This is a genomic window from Nitrospirota bacterium, assembly GCA_040752355.1.
Taxonomy (GTDB): Bacteria; Nitrospirota; Thermodesulfovibrionia; order Thermodesulfovibrionales; family Dissulfurispiraceae; genus JBFMCP01.
The window spans coordinates 18,949-31,880 of sequence record JBFMHE010000020.1 but is presented as its reverse complement, the minus strand read 5'-3'; the positions used below and the strand labels follow the sequence as shown (position 1 = coordinate 31,880).

The window sequence follows — 12,932 nt, the reverse complement described above, 5'->3', positions numbered from 1 at the left end:
TCTCATCGATACCTATAACGCAGGCGGCTCATCGACAGAGAATTACTTTGAAGAGCTAGTCAAGTTCACGAAAGATATGCAGGCGGAAGAGGAACGGCATATACGGGAAGGCTTGACCGAGGATGAGCTGGAACTCTTCGATCTGATCAAGAAAGAGAAAATGACACAGGAAGAAACCCAGAGAGTCAAACTCGCTGCAAAAGCATTATTGCATCGCCTGCTGGAGGAGCAGCCGAAGGTGCTGGTGCAGGATTGGTATAAGGACTCTCAGACGAAAATAACTGTCCGTTCAGCAGTCGAGGAAGTTTTAAATGAAAAGCTCCCTGAAAGCTATGATCGGGCATTGTTCAAACAAACGTGTGACAGGGTTTTCGATGTAATGCTCGATTATGCAACCAAAGGGCAGAAGTGGGCGGCATAAAAAGAAGGAACGGGGTCAGACGGCTTGAATCGTGACCTCATATTCCAGCAAAGCATTTTATGAGGGGAAAACCGTAATTGTTTTAATCTTTGCACGTGGGGGGAAGAGATGGACATCGAGTACCACTATTACATCACGTTCCTTATTGCTCTAAGGGCCGGTTTCAAGAGGGATGAGGCATACAAAATCGCCTATGCAAGCCAGTATACGGATGATAACGACACCTCGTATGCGATCGATGCTGGGCGCGCGAGCTCCTCGATCCCATCTTCAGCAGGATGGAAGTCGCGAAGCTGGATACGTGGTGATTGAGAACGGGCTATACTATAGTCAGAGATCGCTGTCAGGTCCATCGAATGAAGTCCTATCGCAAACCGACCAAAGAGGAGATCCTTGCGGCTGCCGGCAAGACGGTGCCCGATGTGATCGCGCCCGGGCTGAAGGTGCTGCTCGTCGGTATCAATCCGGGATTGTATACGGCGGCGATAGGGCACCACTTCGGACGGCCCGGCAACCGGTTCTGGCCTGCGCTGTTCGCGGCGGGGTTTACCGACCGGCTGCTTTCGCCCTATGAAGAGCGGGAGCTGCTGCAGCGCGGCTGCGGGATTACGAACCTCGTGGACCGGGCCACGGCGAGGGCTGATGAAGTGTCGAAAGAAGAGCTGATCGAAGGCGCGGCGCGGCTGAAGAAGAAGGTCGAAAAATATAAACCAAAGTTCGTCGCTGTTTTGGGGATCGATGCCTACCGCAAGGCGTTCAGGCAGCCGAAGGCGGCGCCGGGCAGGCAGCGCGAGCGGTTCGGCGGGGCAGTGGTATGGGTGCTGCCGAATCCGAGCGGCATCAATGCCCATTTCACGCCTGCTGCGCTCGCACGGATGTTCCGGGAGCTCCGGGTCGCTGCTGAAAAGGACGAACAGGCGTGAGGGAAGAGCGATGGAGCGGACGACTCCAAGCTGCGTCATTTTGTTTAGGGCTCTCAGAGTTGTCCCGCGTTACGAAGCAGGCGAACGGGGCCGGCTTGCGCTCTTCCGGAAGCCGTCGATGAAGTGGAACAGGGCGAGGAGGGGGTGGCGATAGGTCATGCGGGGGCCGGCATAGCGCATTACCTCCCTGATCTTTTCGCGCATGCTGGGTCTGTAGCAGTGCACGGCGCAGTTTGCGCACGTTGTCTTGCTCCCCTGGAACGGGCAGCGGTCGAGCCGCTCCTTCGCATATATCCACAGCTCGCTGCAGTGGGGACATAACGCGTTTCCGCTCCCGGCGTGGATGTCCCGGCAGTAGATGCCGATCATGGCGCTTACGGTCTTGCGCTCTCTCGTCATTCTTCGATTGTGGCCCGGGCTGTGGCTTTTCATGAACATAGTGTACTCTGAACAGCCGGAGAAAGACATTGACCTATGTCAAACCGCCTGTTTTTCGGGGCAGCAGGGCTTAAAAAGCGGTAGTATTCACCCCCAAATACTGCTACACTTGTTCATCGGAAGCCTCCGTTCCCAATTCTGTTCAGGACAGCCCCGATGGACACCAGGAAGGTCGCGGTTTTAGTCAATGTTGCTGCCGGAAAAGCGGATGCCGGTCCCCAACTCCGGGAGATCGAAGAGGCCTTCGCCGCTCTCGGCGTCGAGCCGAAGATCTGGCCGGCCCGGTCCGGAGCAGATCTCAAGCAGGCGGCCAAAGAGGCGATAGGATTGGGCTTTCCGGTCATTGTCGCTGCAGGAGGAGACGGCACCGTCAGCAAGGTCGCCGATACCCTGGCCGGCTCGGAAGCGGCGCTCGGCATTCTGCCCACCGGCACGCTCAACCATTTCGCCAAAGACCTCAACCTCCCCCTCGATATCGGAGAAGCCGCGGCGACCATAACGGAAGGGCATACGGTTGCCGTGGATGCAGGCAGAGTAAACGACAAGGGCTTCATAAACAATGCGAGCATCGGCGTCTATCCGCAGCTCATCACGTTTCGCGAGCGGATGCAGAAAAAAGGGCTCTCCAAATGGATGGCGCTTATCCCCGCTGCTCTTGCCGTGATGGTCAAAGCGCCTGCCCGGCTGCGCGTACGCCTGAGCGTGGAAGGAAAAGATATCGAGATGACGACCAACATCATCTTCGTCGGCAACAACGAGTATGAAATCTCCGGCCTCCGGATCGGGATCAGGAAGAGGGTGGATCAGGGCGTCCTCAGCCTCTATCTCTCGCGCCGGACGACGAGGCGCGGACTGGTCGGTCTGCTCTTCCGTGCGCTTCTGGGCAATTTGAGAAGAGGGGCGGGAGAACCGGATTTCGATGCGTACCGCGCGCAGGAATTCTGGATCGATAGCGACAGAAAGCGCCTCGAGACGGCACTGGACGGAGAGCTGGTCAGCCTCGAGACCCCGCTCCATTTCAGGGCCCAGCCGCGCGCGCTGAAGGTCATCGTGAAGAGATAACGCATGCGCACCATCGTCCATCTTTCCGATCTGCATTTCGGCAGGAGCCAGCCCTCCTTGATCGACCCCCTCGTCGAAATAATACAGGCGCGCATGCCTCATCTGATCGTGGTCTCGGGCGACCTGACCCAGCGGGCGAAGACCTCCCAGTTCAGGCAGGCGAAAGAGCTCTTCTCTCTCCTGCCTCATCCGGTCCTCGTCATTCCCGGCAACCACGATATCCCCCTGTATGCCTTCTGGACCCGCCTCCTGAACCCGTTCGGGAGGTACCGGCGGCATATTTCGGAAGAGCTCAATCCGCACTACAGGGATGACGAGCTTGCGGTCATGGGAGTCAACTCCGTGCGCCGGCTGAAGTGGAAGGAGGGGCGAATCAATGTGCGGCAGCTCGAGGCGATCCGCGACTTCTTCTCGACCGTGCCGCAGCATGTCGTGAAGATAGTCGTCGCGCACCACCCCTTCAATCTCCCCGAGGGATACCGGGGACACTACATCGGCCGCGCCCGCACAGCCCTCGAGTGGTTCGGGAAGGCCGGCGTGGACCTGCTCCTCTCGGGCCACCTGCACAGCACCCTTGCCGAGTACAGGAACACCGCGTACCGGCTCCGGTACCGGAAGCCGCTGATCGTCCAGGCCGGGACCCCCCTCTCGACCCGCCTCCGCATCGAACCGAACTCCTTCAATATCATCGTCGTCGACTACCCCCGCCTCAGCGTAGAGCGCTACGAGCTCGATAGAGAGACTCTCACCTTTGTCCTGGCACGGACCGAACGCTTCCTGCGCGGAGCAGAGGAGTGGGAACCCGCAGAGATATCCCGGGTTTCGTAAAGGAGGGAAGACGCCTTCCGTTTATAAGGGCGCGGGCCTTGAATCTTGACCGGCCCTCCCGGTAAAGTACTTCTGTTCAGTCTTGCTTCGGATGTTCTGATAAGGAAGGCCGGGACAGACTATAATGGAGAGGGGACCGCGCATGAATGCGCAGGATTATGAAATAGCAAGGAGTCTGAAAGATCGTTTATCCGAAGTCGTCGGCTTGATCGACTTCAGGGTATTCGGATCGCGGTCGCGCGGCGATGCGGACGAATATTCCGATATGGACGTGTTTATCGAAGTGGAGAGCATCGATAGAGAACTGAAGCAGAAGATCCGGGATATCGTCTGGGAGGTAGGCTTCGAGAATGCCATCTATATCTCGCCGCTTATCTTTACGCGGGACGAAATAGAAAGCTCTCCCTTACGGGCATCTCCTCTTGTCAAGAGCATTACAGGGGAGGGAGTTCGCGTATGACGGAAAGAGAGGCGCTCTTTCAGTACCGCCTGAGACAGGCGGAAGAGACCTTACAGGAAGCCGAGAGGATGATAGAGGGCGGCTTCAGCGCCAGGACTGTTGTCAACCGGGCATATTATTCGATGTTCTATGCGTTATTGGCGCTTTTCCTGAAAGCCGGCATAGACACGAAAACCTCTAAGCATAGTGGTATGATTTCGTTATTCGATAAGGAGCTCGTGAGGGCCGGAAGGATAGACAAGCGTTATTCAAGAATGCTGCACGATACCTTTGATGCCCGGCAGGAGGGTGATTATAGAGAGTTTGCCGAGGTAACGATTGCCGATGCGGGCAGTGCGCTTGGAAATGCTAGAGAATTCCTGGATATGGTCAAAAGAGCAGCCTGAACTCTCCCCTTGCATTCCATCCATGCCTCGAGGATCCCCCCCCTCATTCCGCGACACGGTTCGAGCACCTTCGGGGTTGCCAAACGGCCTGCTCTCTAATAGAACTGTAAATAAGACAGCGCCGCTGCTCGCTCAGGGTTCGCGTCGCATTGCCGAGCGAGGGGATACGCGCAGAGCCTCAGCTCTGCCGCTCCCCCTCGATGATAACCGTAATCCCTTCTTTTTCTCTGGAGTTGTAGGAGGCCTGCAGCGTCAATATTTATTTCGTGAACTTAGCCCAGGATAGAAAACTCCGAGAAGCATAAAGTTCTTTCTGAATCGCGCCATATTCCCAACTATAAAATAAGTATCCTTTTTGTCTGAGCATAAATCATTCAACCATCTTTCCTCTATTTTCTGTAGCAGAACAGTTTCCTGTTTGTACTTGTATCTCCAAGAGCGGAAAGCTTGATTTATTTCCCAATCGATTATTAGGAGATCATGACCCGGACAATCTGGCTCAGCAAAACAAGAAAATTGATATCGGAACTCGAAAGGAACTGCTTCTATAACACATTTATCTTTCCTAAATAGGCTTCGCTGGTTGTAACATTCTTCTCTTTTTGAGGAGTCTTCTATCTTTATTTTTTGTGTGGTAAAACTAATCTTGTGAGGCTTAAACATTCCTAAGGACTTTCCAGAGCGCTCATTATCTCTGTATATCTCGCAAAGGGACTTTGAGAGAGATGGTAGAAGAATTTGCTTTCTCCTCTCCCAGTTATTTTTCGTATCTAACTGCTCGACTACAGCAATGCTATCAGAATCTATCTTGTAGCTTTCGGGCCTACTATCAGCTCTAGCTTTCGAGGCTCTTACCTCTATGATACTGTACTTCTTAAACTTTTGGCTGTCCTCAAGATCTCTGAAAGGGACTGGATAGAGCCTAATCCACTTTTTGTCGTGAAGGTCTATCCCTGCTATGCAGACAGTTTCTGAATACTTCTTACTCGGGTTGGGATAAGCTTTGACCGTTACTAAAACGCGCTTGATTTCCACTAAGCCTTATTACTATTAGGATCAGATATGTGTGATAGTAAGTCCATTGCCATTGACCTCTTTAATTTTTTCTGCAACAATCTTTCTATGACAATGAAGAGGATCCCTTTCCATGCACATAATGCAACTGACCCCGTTTGATAAAACTTCATCATGAAGGTATTTTACACTTCCAAGCTGCGTATCTAAATATTTTCCATATCCCTCAAAGAAGGAGCTATAGTCGTTATCCTCATGCAGCTTTTCTCTTAATTCTCTGGGACTCCCTAGCTCTTTCATATGAATATAACTTATATTTGCTGATTTAAGGTTTTCAGAGAGCCTGCCTTTTGAGAATCCCGGCTTTCTGCTTGAGGGAATTTCTCTTACGTCGATTAACGTTGTAATATTGTACCTTTTTAGCCTGTTGATGAAATCATCGACGTTTTTACCTTCATATCCAATGGTAAAAATAGATTGTCGAGTCATGCCGCCCTCCTCTGCAAATACCAATATAGCTTAATTATTACAACTTTTCAGGAGACTGAAAAGCATTTTGTGTGCCAACTATGATGAGCCCGTATGTCGCTGATATATATAGGTGCTCCTAATGCAAGTGTGTCAAAAAGTAAACTTCGCGTCAAAACTTACCCAGTAAGGAATGTGGTCTGCTAGTTAGAAAAACAAATCTTAGCCCAAAGGGGAGAAGGTGCGGTCGCCGGTCTTGACCGTGACGTCTACGGCATCAGGCCCCTTATACTTCCCGATCTGTGCGGTGAAGATATGCAGTTCCATCGTCGCGCCTCTATTCTGTCACAGACGGCGTATCAGCGCAACCTCCCCTTGACATCTCTTCCCGGTTTCTCTAATCTGTAGACAAATGCGCATCGACCACTACTCATTCGGAAAGATCGTCATCGGGGGGAATACGTATACGAAGGACGTGATCATCTTCCCCGAACGGGTCTTTTCGCCCTGGTGGAGGAGAGAGGGGCATCTCCTCAGGATGGAGGACCTCGGAGAGGTTCTCAAGGAGAAGCCCGAGGTCCTCGTGATCGGCAGAGGCTTTTCCGGTGTCATGGAAGCACCGGACGATCTTGTCCAGGAGCTCGCCATAGAGGGCATCCGGGTCGTCGTGAAGAATACGCCCGAAGCGGTGGGGATATACAATATCCTGAATGTCGCAAAGAAGGCAGCCGCGCTCCACCTCACCTGCTAGCTGCGGCCCCGCGCCCGCAACAGCGTTTACTCACTTCCGGATCATTTCCTCGCGGGCTCTTTTTTGGGGGAGAGTCGCTTCTCGACCTCCTCGAGGATATCTTTTTTCATCCGTGCGAGCTCTTCCCTGAACCGCTCGTTGTTCAAGAGCTCCTCGGGGAGGGCTGCAAACCTCCTGTCTATCGCCTCGTTCAGCGCTTCATCGCCCCCCCTGGTCTGCTGTCCGGGAGGGGCCTGGGCGGCAGCGGTCGTTTTGATGAGCCGGTTCATCAGTTCATTGTTCGCCGCGAGCTTCTGATCGATCGCGGTGAGGATGGCGGCAACCTGATCGAGCTGTTCGACCGTCTGGCGCGCGGAGATCTCGGCGAATTGAGAGAGGTCCAGGAGCTGTCCTTCGCAGACGCCGGTCTGCGCGATATCGGTCGGGGGTATCCAGGCGCCGACGCAGACCCGCATTCCTCCCGGCTGGGGGATAATCGTGTATGTTTCGCTTTCCTGGCCCCGGGCCGGCGACGCAACCGCTATGAACAGCGCTACCCAGAGTGCAGCACTGCAGACCGATACCTTCATAGTTCCTCCTGTCGTGTTGGGGGCTCCTGATCGTCAAAGGGGGATCTGCGCCTCTGCGGCGAGCTCCTTTTCGAAGGGGATGCGCATCTCCCGCGGCAGTCCCGCGATCGCCCTCTGCATCGCAGCCGGCGTTACCGCGTCCACGAGCACCGGGATGACTGCCCGGACATGCGACTCCACCGCCTCGTAGCCCGCGCGCTCCTTTTTGCCCACGCGCGCGAGCAGCTCATTGAGATCATGGATATCCAGATCGGGCTCCTCAGTGCTTATGATATAACTGGCGAGCTCCGGCGGGAGCTGCTGCGCGATATGCGCTGCCGCGTCCCTTCCCATCCTTTTGCCGAGCATCTCGAGCGACGTGATGACCGCATACTCCGCCTGTTCGAAGGTGGTGATGCCGGCCCGGCTCTGCACCTGCTGAACAAACTCTCGGTATTCCATGCTGTCCCTCCTTGTGGCCGCGTTCGCCTCTCTCTAAATCGTAGCCCACTTTCAGCGGCAGGTCTACCAGGGAGGGGGGCCGCATGATCCTCCCTCCGATCGTAACAGCCCGTATCATGCGGCCCGAAAGGGAACATTGCTCAAATGGTATAATAAGGTATGGAGAAAAGAATGAAGAATATAACCGATTGCTCAATCGACACCTATAATAGATACCGGCGTCTCGAGCAGCTGCAGGACCCCGAGAACCGGGAGCTCTATCTTGAGGCGGTTGCCGCTGCGGTCGAGACCGTAACGGAAGAGCGTGGCCGCGAGCTCACCAGGGCCGAGATCAGGGATATCGAAGAGCATGTCGATATCATGGATGACGGCATCTTGAGCGGCGAGCTCGAGTTCGATCTGCTGGCCGAACATATCAAGAGAGGGCTGCCCTTCACTGAAGCCGCTGTCCTGGCGCGCGAGGAGGCGGAGCATATCCGCGCAGAGCTCTTCGACGAGAGCCTGAACTGACCGCTGCACGGCAAAGGAGCGGCCGCCGCCGGCCGCTCTTGTCCGAATGCGCCTTCGCCAAGACGCACCTCTCTCATATATCCCCGCCTCTCTTCTCATGACCTCTTCCACCAATGAATCGCCCGCCGTGCCGGGGAGCGCGCTTCCTGTTCCTCTCCGCATCTGAGCGGGAAGCCCGCAGGTTTGTTGTGGTAAGATAGCCTGTGGATAACAGGAGAGTCCGGCAGTGTACGCGCGCCGTGGCTGACGATCACGTTCGGACATACCCGGCATTTCGACGAGAATAAGGTAACGACGTACTGACGTACTAAGGAGACAGCAGGAGATGCAAAAGAACAGAATAGTTGTCTGGCTGCTCGTGCTCGCGGTCTTCCTCGCGATAACGGGAAACGTGGCTATAATCGACCTCTATGCCGAGTGGCTCTTCTTCACCGAGCTCAACTATGCCGGCGTCTTCACCACGATCCTCTCGACCAAAGCGGCCCTCGGCCTTGCAGGCGCTGCCTTCGCGCTCGCCGTTGTTCTGGGGAATATCGTCATCGCGAACAGAATGCGGATATCCCCGCTCCAGCTGCTCGTCCTCGATCACACGGGGACCACCCTCGATATAGAGCGCATGAGCAGGTGGCGCAAGCCCCTGACCGTGCTCTCGGGCGCCGCCGCCGCGTTCATCGGCGCCTCCTGGGGCGTTTCCCTCTGGGACGAGGTCCTGGCCTTTCAGAACCGTGTGGCGGTGGGAGCAGCCGACCCTGTCTTCGGCAGGGACATCGGGTTCTATCTCTTCGAGCTTCCGCTGCTCGAGGCAGTGAGAGGGTTTACCGGTTTTCTCCTGTTTGTCGCACTGCTCCTCACAGCGGCCGGTTACTTCATCAGGGGCGGCATACTGCCGAAGCAGGCGGGGATCACGATCAACCCGGGAGCGAGAAAGCATCTCGGTATCCTTGCGGGGATGCTTATTCTTGCGATAGCCGCCGGCTTTTATATCGACCAGTTCAATCTCCTGTTCTCATCGCACCAGGTCATTACCGGCGCAGGGTATACGGATGTGAATGCCAAGCTCCTTGCCCTGCGGGTGCTCGTCGTGCTTGCCGCGCTCAGCGGCATCCTGTTTGCCGCCGGGGTCGTCAGGGGATCATGGAAGGCAGCGGTGTTCCCGCTGCTCCTTACCGGCGTGGCGTATCTGGCCGGGCTGGTGGCCTACCCCGCGCTGCTCCAGAATCTGAAGGTCACTCCGAACGAGCTTGCGCTCGAACGAGAGTTCATAGAGCGCCATATAAAGTTCACCCGGTTCGGCTATGGCCTCGAGGGGATAGAGGTCAGGCCCTTCGATGTCTCCTACAATCTCACCTCCGGCGATATCGAGCGAAACAACGCGACCATCAGGAATATCAGGCTGTGGGACGACGCTCCCCTTCTCAGGACCTACAGCCAGCTCCAGCAGATACGCACGTACTATAAGTTTACCGATGTGGATAATGATCGTTATACCATCAACGGCGAATATATGCAGGTGATGCTCTCCCCGCGCGAGCTCTCCTATGAGGACCTGCCGAGCAGATCGTGGATCAACGAGAAGATGGTCTTCACCCACGGCTTCGGTATCGCCATGGGCCCTGTCAGCAGAATATCGAGAGAGGGGCTTCCCGAGTTCCTCGTCAAGGACATCCCCCCGGTCTCTTCGGCGGACCTGAAGGTGACACGGCCGGAAATCTACTACGGCGAGCTTTCGAGCGACTACGTCCTGGTAAAGACAAAGGTGCCGGAATTCAACTATCCTACCTCGGAAGGCAACGTCTCGACATCGTATGAGGGCAAGGGTGGGGTCGGCCTGTCCTCGTTTTTCAGAAAGGCGTTGTTCGCAATAAAATTTCAGACGGCGAAGCTCGTCCTCTCTTCCGACATTACTCCTGAAAGCAAGATACTGTATAACAGGAATATCGCGGAGAGGATACGCACCGCCGCGCCGTTCCTTTTGTACGACAAGGACCCCTACATCGTTGTTGCCGACGACGGCAGGCTGTTCTGGATTATCGATGCCTACACCTATTCGAACAGGGTCCCCTATTCGAGACCGCTGGGTAAGAACGCCCAGTACAATTACATCAGGAATTCGGTCAAGGTCGTTGTGGACGCCTATAACGGCTCCGTCGATTTTTACATAAGCGACCCGGAGGATGTAGTGCTCAAGGTCTACCGCGCCGCCTTCCCCGGGCTTTTCAAACCGCTCGAGCAGATGCCGGACGACCTGCGCAGGCATATACGGTACCCGAAAGGCTTTCTCCAGGTGCAGGCGCAGATGTACTCGGCCTACCACATGACCGACCCGAAGGTCTTCTACAACAAGGAAGACCTCTGGGAGCTGCCTGCCTACGGCGATGTCTCCATAGATCCCTACTACACCATAATGAAGCTCCCCGGGGAGAAGAGGGAGGAGTATATACTCCTGCTCCCCTATACTCCCTCCAAGAGAGACAATCTCGCCGCCTGGCTCGCAGCGCGCTGCGACGGACCCGACTACGGGAAGCTGATCGTCTATACGTTCCCGAGAGATCGGCTCGTCTTCGGACCGAAGCAGATCGATGCCCGTATCGACCAGGACTCGTATATTTCGCAGCAGTTGACCCTATGGGGCCAGCGCGGCTCCCAGGTCATCCGCGGAAGCCTCCTCGTCATCCCCGTCGAGGGATCGCTTCTCTATGTGCAGCCGCTCTACCTGGCTGCCGCGGACAAGGGATTACCCGAACTGCGGCGGGTCATCCTCGCCTATGAGAACAACGTGGTCATGGAGGAGAACCTCGAGCTCGGCCTCCAGCGGCTTTTCAGCGGAGTGAGGGCTCCCCGGGCAAAGGAGAAGACGGCCGAGAGCGCCGTCGGCTCCGCTGCCGAGCTCGCCAAGGAGGCGATGCGGCTGTACGAGAGGGCGCAGGAGCTCATGCGGCAGGGCGACTGGGCCGGGTACGGCGAGAGCCTGCGGCAGCTGGGGCAGGTGCTCAGAAGAATGGCGAAGTGACGAGACTGTGAAAAGAACGGGGAAACTCCGGTTGACAACCCGCAGGGGCCTGCTAAAATTTAGGTATACCAATCATTAAGGAGACGACGCAGATGCCGAAAGGAACAGTGAAGTGGTTCAATGATTCGAAGGGCTTCGGCTTCATTACCAGCGAGGACGGGCAGGATGTCTTCGTGCACCATTCTGAAATCCAGGGTAATGGGTTCAAATCTCTTGCCGAGGGCGATAAGGTCTCCTTCGATGTCGAGAAAGGGCCCAAAGGCCCCAAGGCAGTCAGGGTGACGAAACTGAAGTAGTCGGGACGGGGCAGCGAGCTCTCCCCGGCCAGCCGTGGATCACCGCATTATTCCGGCCCGGCAAGCGTAGCCTCTCTCACTTCCGCATCCCGGTAACAGCAGCCGGGCTTTTGCGCAGCTATTCTTGTGCCCCGGTTTCCCTCGGACGCTGCAAGACGTATCTCAGAGCGTTACTTCATTCTCTGAGCCGCCCCGGGTTGCCGGCGCCTCTCCGTCCGGTCCGGGAGTGACCGGGGGATGATCGGGGGCATAGGTGTCGATAAGCGCCTGCAGCAGCACGCAGGACGCCTCGATGCCCTTTTCGCACTCCGAAAGCAGCAGCGGGATGTCGGTCGAGAGCTCGCCCGCGAGCGGCTCGAGACCGGCGCCGGCACGCATCTCGTTCACCTCTTCTATAGTCACTTCTTCGGCATCTGCCGCGACGGGCAGTCCTGCGAGCAGCACCGTTAAGAGTACGGCGGTGATCGCTGTTGCTTTGAGCGCTATACGCTTTATCATGGTCATGACACGCTCCTTTGTCGTCTTCCCGTTTTCCCTGCGCCACGGCCCGCATCACGGCCTGCACCACGGCCTGCACCACTGAATGAGACTATCGGGATACTGCGGAGGGCATTTATCCTGATAGCTCGGCCTGGCAGGCCGGCGTGAACAGAGAGGGAAAGAATGGTTCCGGTAATGGAGAAGCCCGGGGCTCCCGGTACTACCTAAACCATACCACTTCGGGGAGATTATGCAAGAAGCAAGGGGAAGGGGCGCCCAGAGCGCCCCGACCGTATACCGTAAACGGAAGGCGGTGCGCAACTACGGCTTCGTCAGCTTCAGTCTGCCCTCGACAGCCTTGCAGACTTCGGCGACACGGTATCCGAGCTTGTGGCCGTCGTCCTTCGCCTCTTCGGTGGGAGCGCCCACGCAGGCGACGCCGTAGTGTCCCGAGGCGCTCATGGGGTCGCCGGCGATGATCATGCCGTAGATCAGCATGCACTGGATGATCGACAGGAGCGTCGTCTCCTTGCCGCCGGTGTGGTGACCGCCGGTGGCGAAGGCGGCGCCGACCTTGTTCTCCATCTGGCGCCGCGTGCCGATGAATTCGTCGAAGACCCGCTTGAGGTCCGCTGCCATGACGCCGAAATAGACGGGCGAGCCTGCGATGACCCCTGCGGAGGCGAGAAAATCTTCCTTCGAGACCTCCTGCGTCGATTTCAGCACGGCTTTAACTCCCGCCGCCTCGACGCCCTTTGCCACTGCCTCGGCGAGCTTCCTGGTAGAGCCGCCCTTCGTGTAGTAGAGAACGAGCACCTGCATGCCGGACCTCCGAAAGCGTTCTTGTAAGTAATCATAGCATATCACGGGGAGAA

At 56.3% G+C, this 12,932-nt stretch carries 17 protein-coding genes and 1 pseudogene; 11 read left to right on the top strand and 7 right to left on the bottom strand.

Annotation, left to right across the window (positions count from 1 at the left end; translation table 11 throughout):
* Position 1 precedes the first annotated feature (1 nt).
* The 3 genes and pseudogenes from AB1805_13605 (at position 2) to mug (ending at position 1,344) form a co-directional block, all read left to right on the top strand.
* Positions 2-421 (top strand): annotated as a pseudogene (locus AB1805_13605) (type I restriction enzyme endonuclease domain-containing protein).
* 108 nt (positions 422-529) lie between these two features.
* Positions 530-733, top strand: coding sequence for a DUF6765 family protein (locus AB1805_13600; protein MEW5746461.1), 204 nt, complete (start codon positions 530-532; stop codon positions 731-733).
* A 44-nt stretch (positions 734-777) separates the two neighbouring features.
* Complete coding sequence (gene mug, locus AB1805_13595) at positions 778-1,344, top strand: G/U mismatch-specific DNA glycosylase (GenBank protein MEW5746460.1); 567 nt, start codon at positions 778-780, stop codon at positions 1,342-1,344.
* A 69-nt stretch (positions 1,345-1,413) separates the two neighbouring features.
* On the opposite strand, the gene AB1805_13590 is transcribed toward mug, so the two are convergent.
* Complete coding sequence (locus tag AB1805_13590) at positions 1,414-1,743, bottom strand: nitrous oxide-stimulated promoter family protein (protein MEW5746459.1); 330 nt, start codon at positions 1,741-1,743, stop codon at positions 1,414-1,416.
* A 195-nt stretch (positions 1,744-1,938) separates the two neighbouring features.
* Here AB1805_13590 and AB1805_13585 point away from each other — a divergent pair, with 195 nt between their 5' ends.
* From AB1805_13585 to AB1805_13570, 4 genes are all read left to right on the top strand, one after another.
* Entirely contained in the window at positions 1,939-2,844 is a 906-nt protein-coding gene (locus AB1805_13585; protein ID MEW5746458.1) for a diacylglycerol kinase family protein, read from the top strand.
* A 3-nt stretch (positions 2,845-2,847) separates the two neighbouring features.
* Complete coding sequence (locus AB1805_13580) at positions 2,848-3,672, top strand: metallophosphoesterase (GenBank protein ID MEW5746457.1); 825 nt, start codon at positions 2,848-2,850, stop codon at positions 3,670-3,672.
* Between the two features lie 142 nt (positions 3,673-3,814).
* Positions 3,815-4,132: a nucleotidyltransferase domain-containing protein gene (locus AB1805_13575; GenBank protein MEW5746456.1), complete on the top strand. Its 318-nt coding sequence runs from the start codon at positions 3,815-3,817 to the stop codon at positions 4,130-4,132.
* Complete coding sequence (locus AB1805_13570; protein MEW5746455.1) at positions 4,129-4,518, top strand: HEPN domain-containing protein; 390 nt, start codon at positions 4,129-4,131, stop codon at positions 4,516-4,518. Before AB1805_13575 ends, AB1805_13570 begins: the two co-directional genes overlap by 4 nt.
* A 252-nt stretch (positions 4,519-4,770) precedes the next feature.
* On the opposite strand, the gene AB1805_13565 is transcribed toward AB1805_13570, so the two are convergent.
* Together AB1805_13565 and AB1805_13560 are read right to left on the bottom strand one after the other, a co-directional pair.
* Positions 4,771-5,553, bottom strand: coding sequence for a hypothetical protein (locus tag AB1805_13565; protein ID MEW5746454.1), 783 nt, complete (start codon positions 5,551-5,553; stop codon positions 4,771-4,773).
* A 21-nt stretch (positions 5,554-5,574) separates the two neighbouring features.
* Complete coding sequence (locus tag AB1805_13560; GenBank protein MEW5746453.1) at positions 5,575-6,021, bottom strand: DUF488 domain-containing protein; 447 nt, start codon at positions 6,019-6,021, stop codon at positions 5,575-5,577.
* A gap of 391 nt (positions 6,022-6,412) precedes the next feature.
* On the opposite strand from AB1805_13560, the gene AB1805_13555 reads away from it, so the two are divergent.
* Positions 6,413-6,751: an MTH938/NDUFAF3 family protein gene (locus tag AB1805_13555; protein ID MEW5746452.1), complete on the top strand. Its 339-nt coding sequence runs from the start codon at positions 6,413-6,415 to the stop codon at positions 6,749-6,751.
* A gap of 41 nt (positions 6,752-6,792) precedes the next feature.
* On the opposite strand, the gene AB1805_13550 is transcribed toward AB1805_13555, so the two are convergent.
* Together AB1805_13550 and AB1805_13545 are read right to left on the bottom strand one after the other, a co-directional pair.
* The gene (locus AB1805_13550) at positions 6,793-7,320 is read right to left on the bottom strand and encodes a hypothetical protein (GenBank protein ID MEW5746451.1); all 528 of its coding nucleotides are present in this window, start codon (positions 7,318-7,320) and stop codon (positions 6,793-6,795) included.
* 33 nt (positions 7,321-7,353) lie between these two features.
* Positions 7,354-7,761, bottom strand: coding sequence for a DUF2267 domain-containing protein (locus AB1805_13545; protein MEW5746450.1), 408 nt, complete (start codon positions 7,759-7,761; stop codon positions 7,354-7,356).
* Between the two features lie 171 nt (positions 7,762-7,932).
* On the opposite strand from AB1805_13545, the gene AB1805_13540 reads away from it, so the two are divergent.
* The 3 genes from AB1805_13540 (at position 7,933) to AB1805_13530 (ending at position 11,577) form a co-directional block, all read left to right on the top strand.
* A complete protein-coding gene (locus AB1805_13540) occupies positions 7,933-8,271 on the top strand; it encodes a hypothetical protein (GenBank protein ID MEW5746449.1) in 339 nt (112 codons plus the stop codon).
* 325 nt (positions 8,272-8,596) lie between these two features.
* Positions 8,597-11,281, top strand: a complete 2,685-nt coding sequence (locus AB1805_13535; protein MEW5746448.1) for a UPF0182 family protein — start codon at positions 8,597-8,599, stop codon at positions 11,279-11,281.
* 92 nt (positions 11,282-11,373) lie between these two features.
* The gene (locus tag AB1805_13530) at positions 11,374-11,577 is read left to right on the top strand and encodes a cold-shock protein (protein MEW5746447.1); all 204 of its coding nucleotides are present in this window, start codon (positions 11,374-11,376) and stop codon (positions 11,575-11,577) included.
* 162 nt (positions 11,578-11,739) lie between these two features.
* On the opposite strand, the gene AB1805_13525 is transcribed toward AB1805_13530, so the two are convergent.
* A complete protein-coding gene (locus AB1805_13525; protein ID MEW5746446.1) occupies positions 11,740-12,081 on the bottom strand; it encodes a hypothetical protein in 342 nt (113 codons plus the stop codon).
* A 297-nt stretch (positions 12,082-12,378) separates the two neighbouring features.
* The gene (locus AB1805_13520; GenBank protein MEW5746445.1) at positions 12,379-12,879 is read right to left on the bottom strand and encodes an NAD(P)H-dependent oxidoreductase; all 501 of its coding nucleotides are present in this window, start codon (positions 12,877-12,879) and stop codon (positions 12,379-12,381) included.
* Positions 12,880-12,932: the final 53 nt, after the last annotated feature.

What these genes read in the sequence shown, in the direction of transcription:
- mug (MEW5746460.1), top strand. Translation starts at nt 778, where the DNA reads ATGAAGTCCTATCGCAAACCGACCAAAGAGGAGATCCTTGCGGCTGCC.
- AB1805_13580 (MEW5746457.1), top strand. Translation starts at nt 2,848, where the DNA reads ATGCGCACCATCGTCCATCTTTCCGATCTGCATTTCGGCAGGAGCCAG.
- AB1805_13560 (MEW5746453.1), bottom strand. Translation starts at nt 6,021, where the DNA reads ATGACTCGACAATCTATTTTTACCATTGGATATGAAGGTAAAAACGTC.
- AB1805_13600 (MEW5746461.1), top strand. Translation starts at nt 530, where the DNA reads ATGGACATCGAGTACCACTATTACATCACGTTCCTTATTGCTCTAAGG.
- AB1805_13590 (MEW5746459.1), bottom strand. Translation starts at nt 1,743, where the DNA reads ATGACGAGAGAGCGCAAGACCGTAAGCGCCATGATCGGCATCTACTGC.
- AB1805_13555 (MEW5746452.1), top strand. Translation starts at nt 6,413, where the DNA reads ATGCGCATCGACCACTACTCATTCGGAAAGATCGTCATCGGGGGGAAT.
- AB1805_13585 (MEW5746458.1), top strand. Translation starts at nt 1,939, where the DNA reads ATGGACACCAGGAAGGTCGCGGTTTTAGTCAATGTTGCTGCCGGAAAA.
- AB1805_13530 (MEW5746447.1), top strand. Translation starts at nt 11,374, where the DNA reads ATGCCGAAAGGAACAGTGAAGTGGTTCAATGATTCGAAGGGCTTCGGC.
- AB1805_13520 (MEW5746445.1), bottom strand. Translation starts at nt 12,879, where the DNA reads ATGCAGGTGCTCGTTCTCTACTACACGAAGGGCGGCTCTACCAGGAAG.
- AB1805_13545 (MEW5746450.1), bottom strand. Translation starts at nt 7,761, where the DNA reads ATGGAATACCGAGAGTTTGTTCAGCAGGTGCAGAGCCGGGCCGGCATC.
- AB1805_13550 (MEW5746451.1), bottom strand. Translation starts at nt 7,320, where the DNA reads ATGAAGGTATCGGTCTGCAGTGCTGCACTCTGGGTAGCGCTGTTCATA.
- AB1805_13570 (MEW5746455.1), top strand. Translation starts at nt 4,129, where the DNA reads ATGACGGAAAGAGAGGCGCTCTTTCAGTACCGCCTGAGACAGGCGGAA.
- AB1805_13575 (MEW5746456.1), top strand. Translation starts at nt 3,815, where the DNA reads ATGAATGCGCAGGATTATGAAATAGCAAGGAGTCTGAAAGATCGTTTA.
- AB1805_13535 (MEW5746448.1), top strand. Translation starts at nt 8,597, where the DNA reads ATGCAAAAGAACAGAATAGTTGTCTGGCTGCTCGTGCTCGCGGTCTTC.
- AB1805_13540 (MEW5746449.1), top strand. Translation starts at nt 7,933, where the DNA reads ATGAAGAATATAACCGATTGCTCAATCGACACCTATAATAGATACCGG.
- AB1805_13525 (MEW5746446.1), bottom strand. Translation starts at nt 12,081, where the DNA reads ATGACCATGATAAAGCGTATAGCGCTCAAAGCAACAGCGATCACCGCC.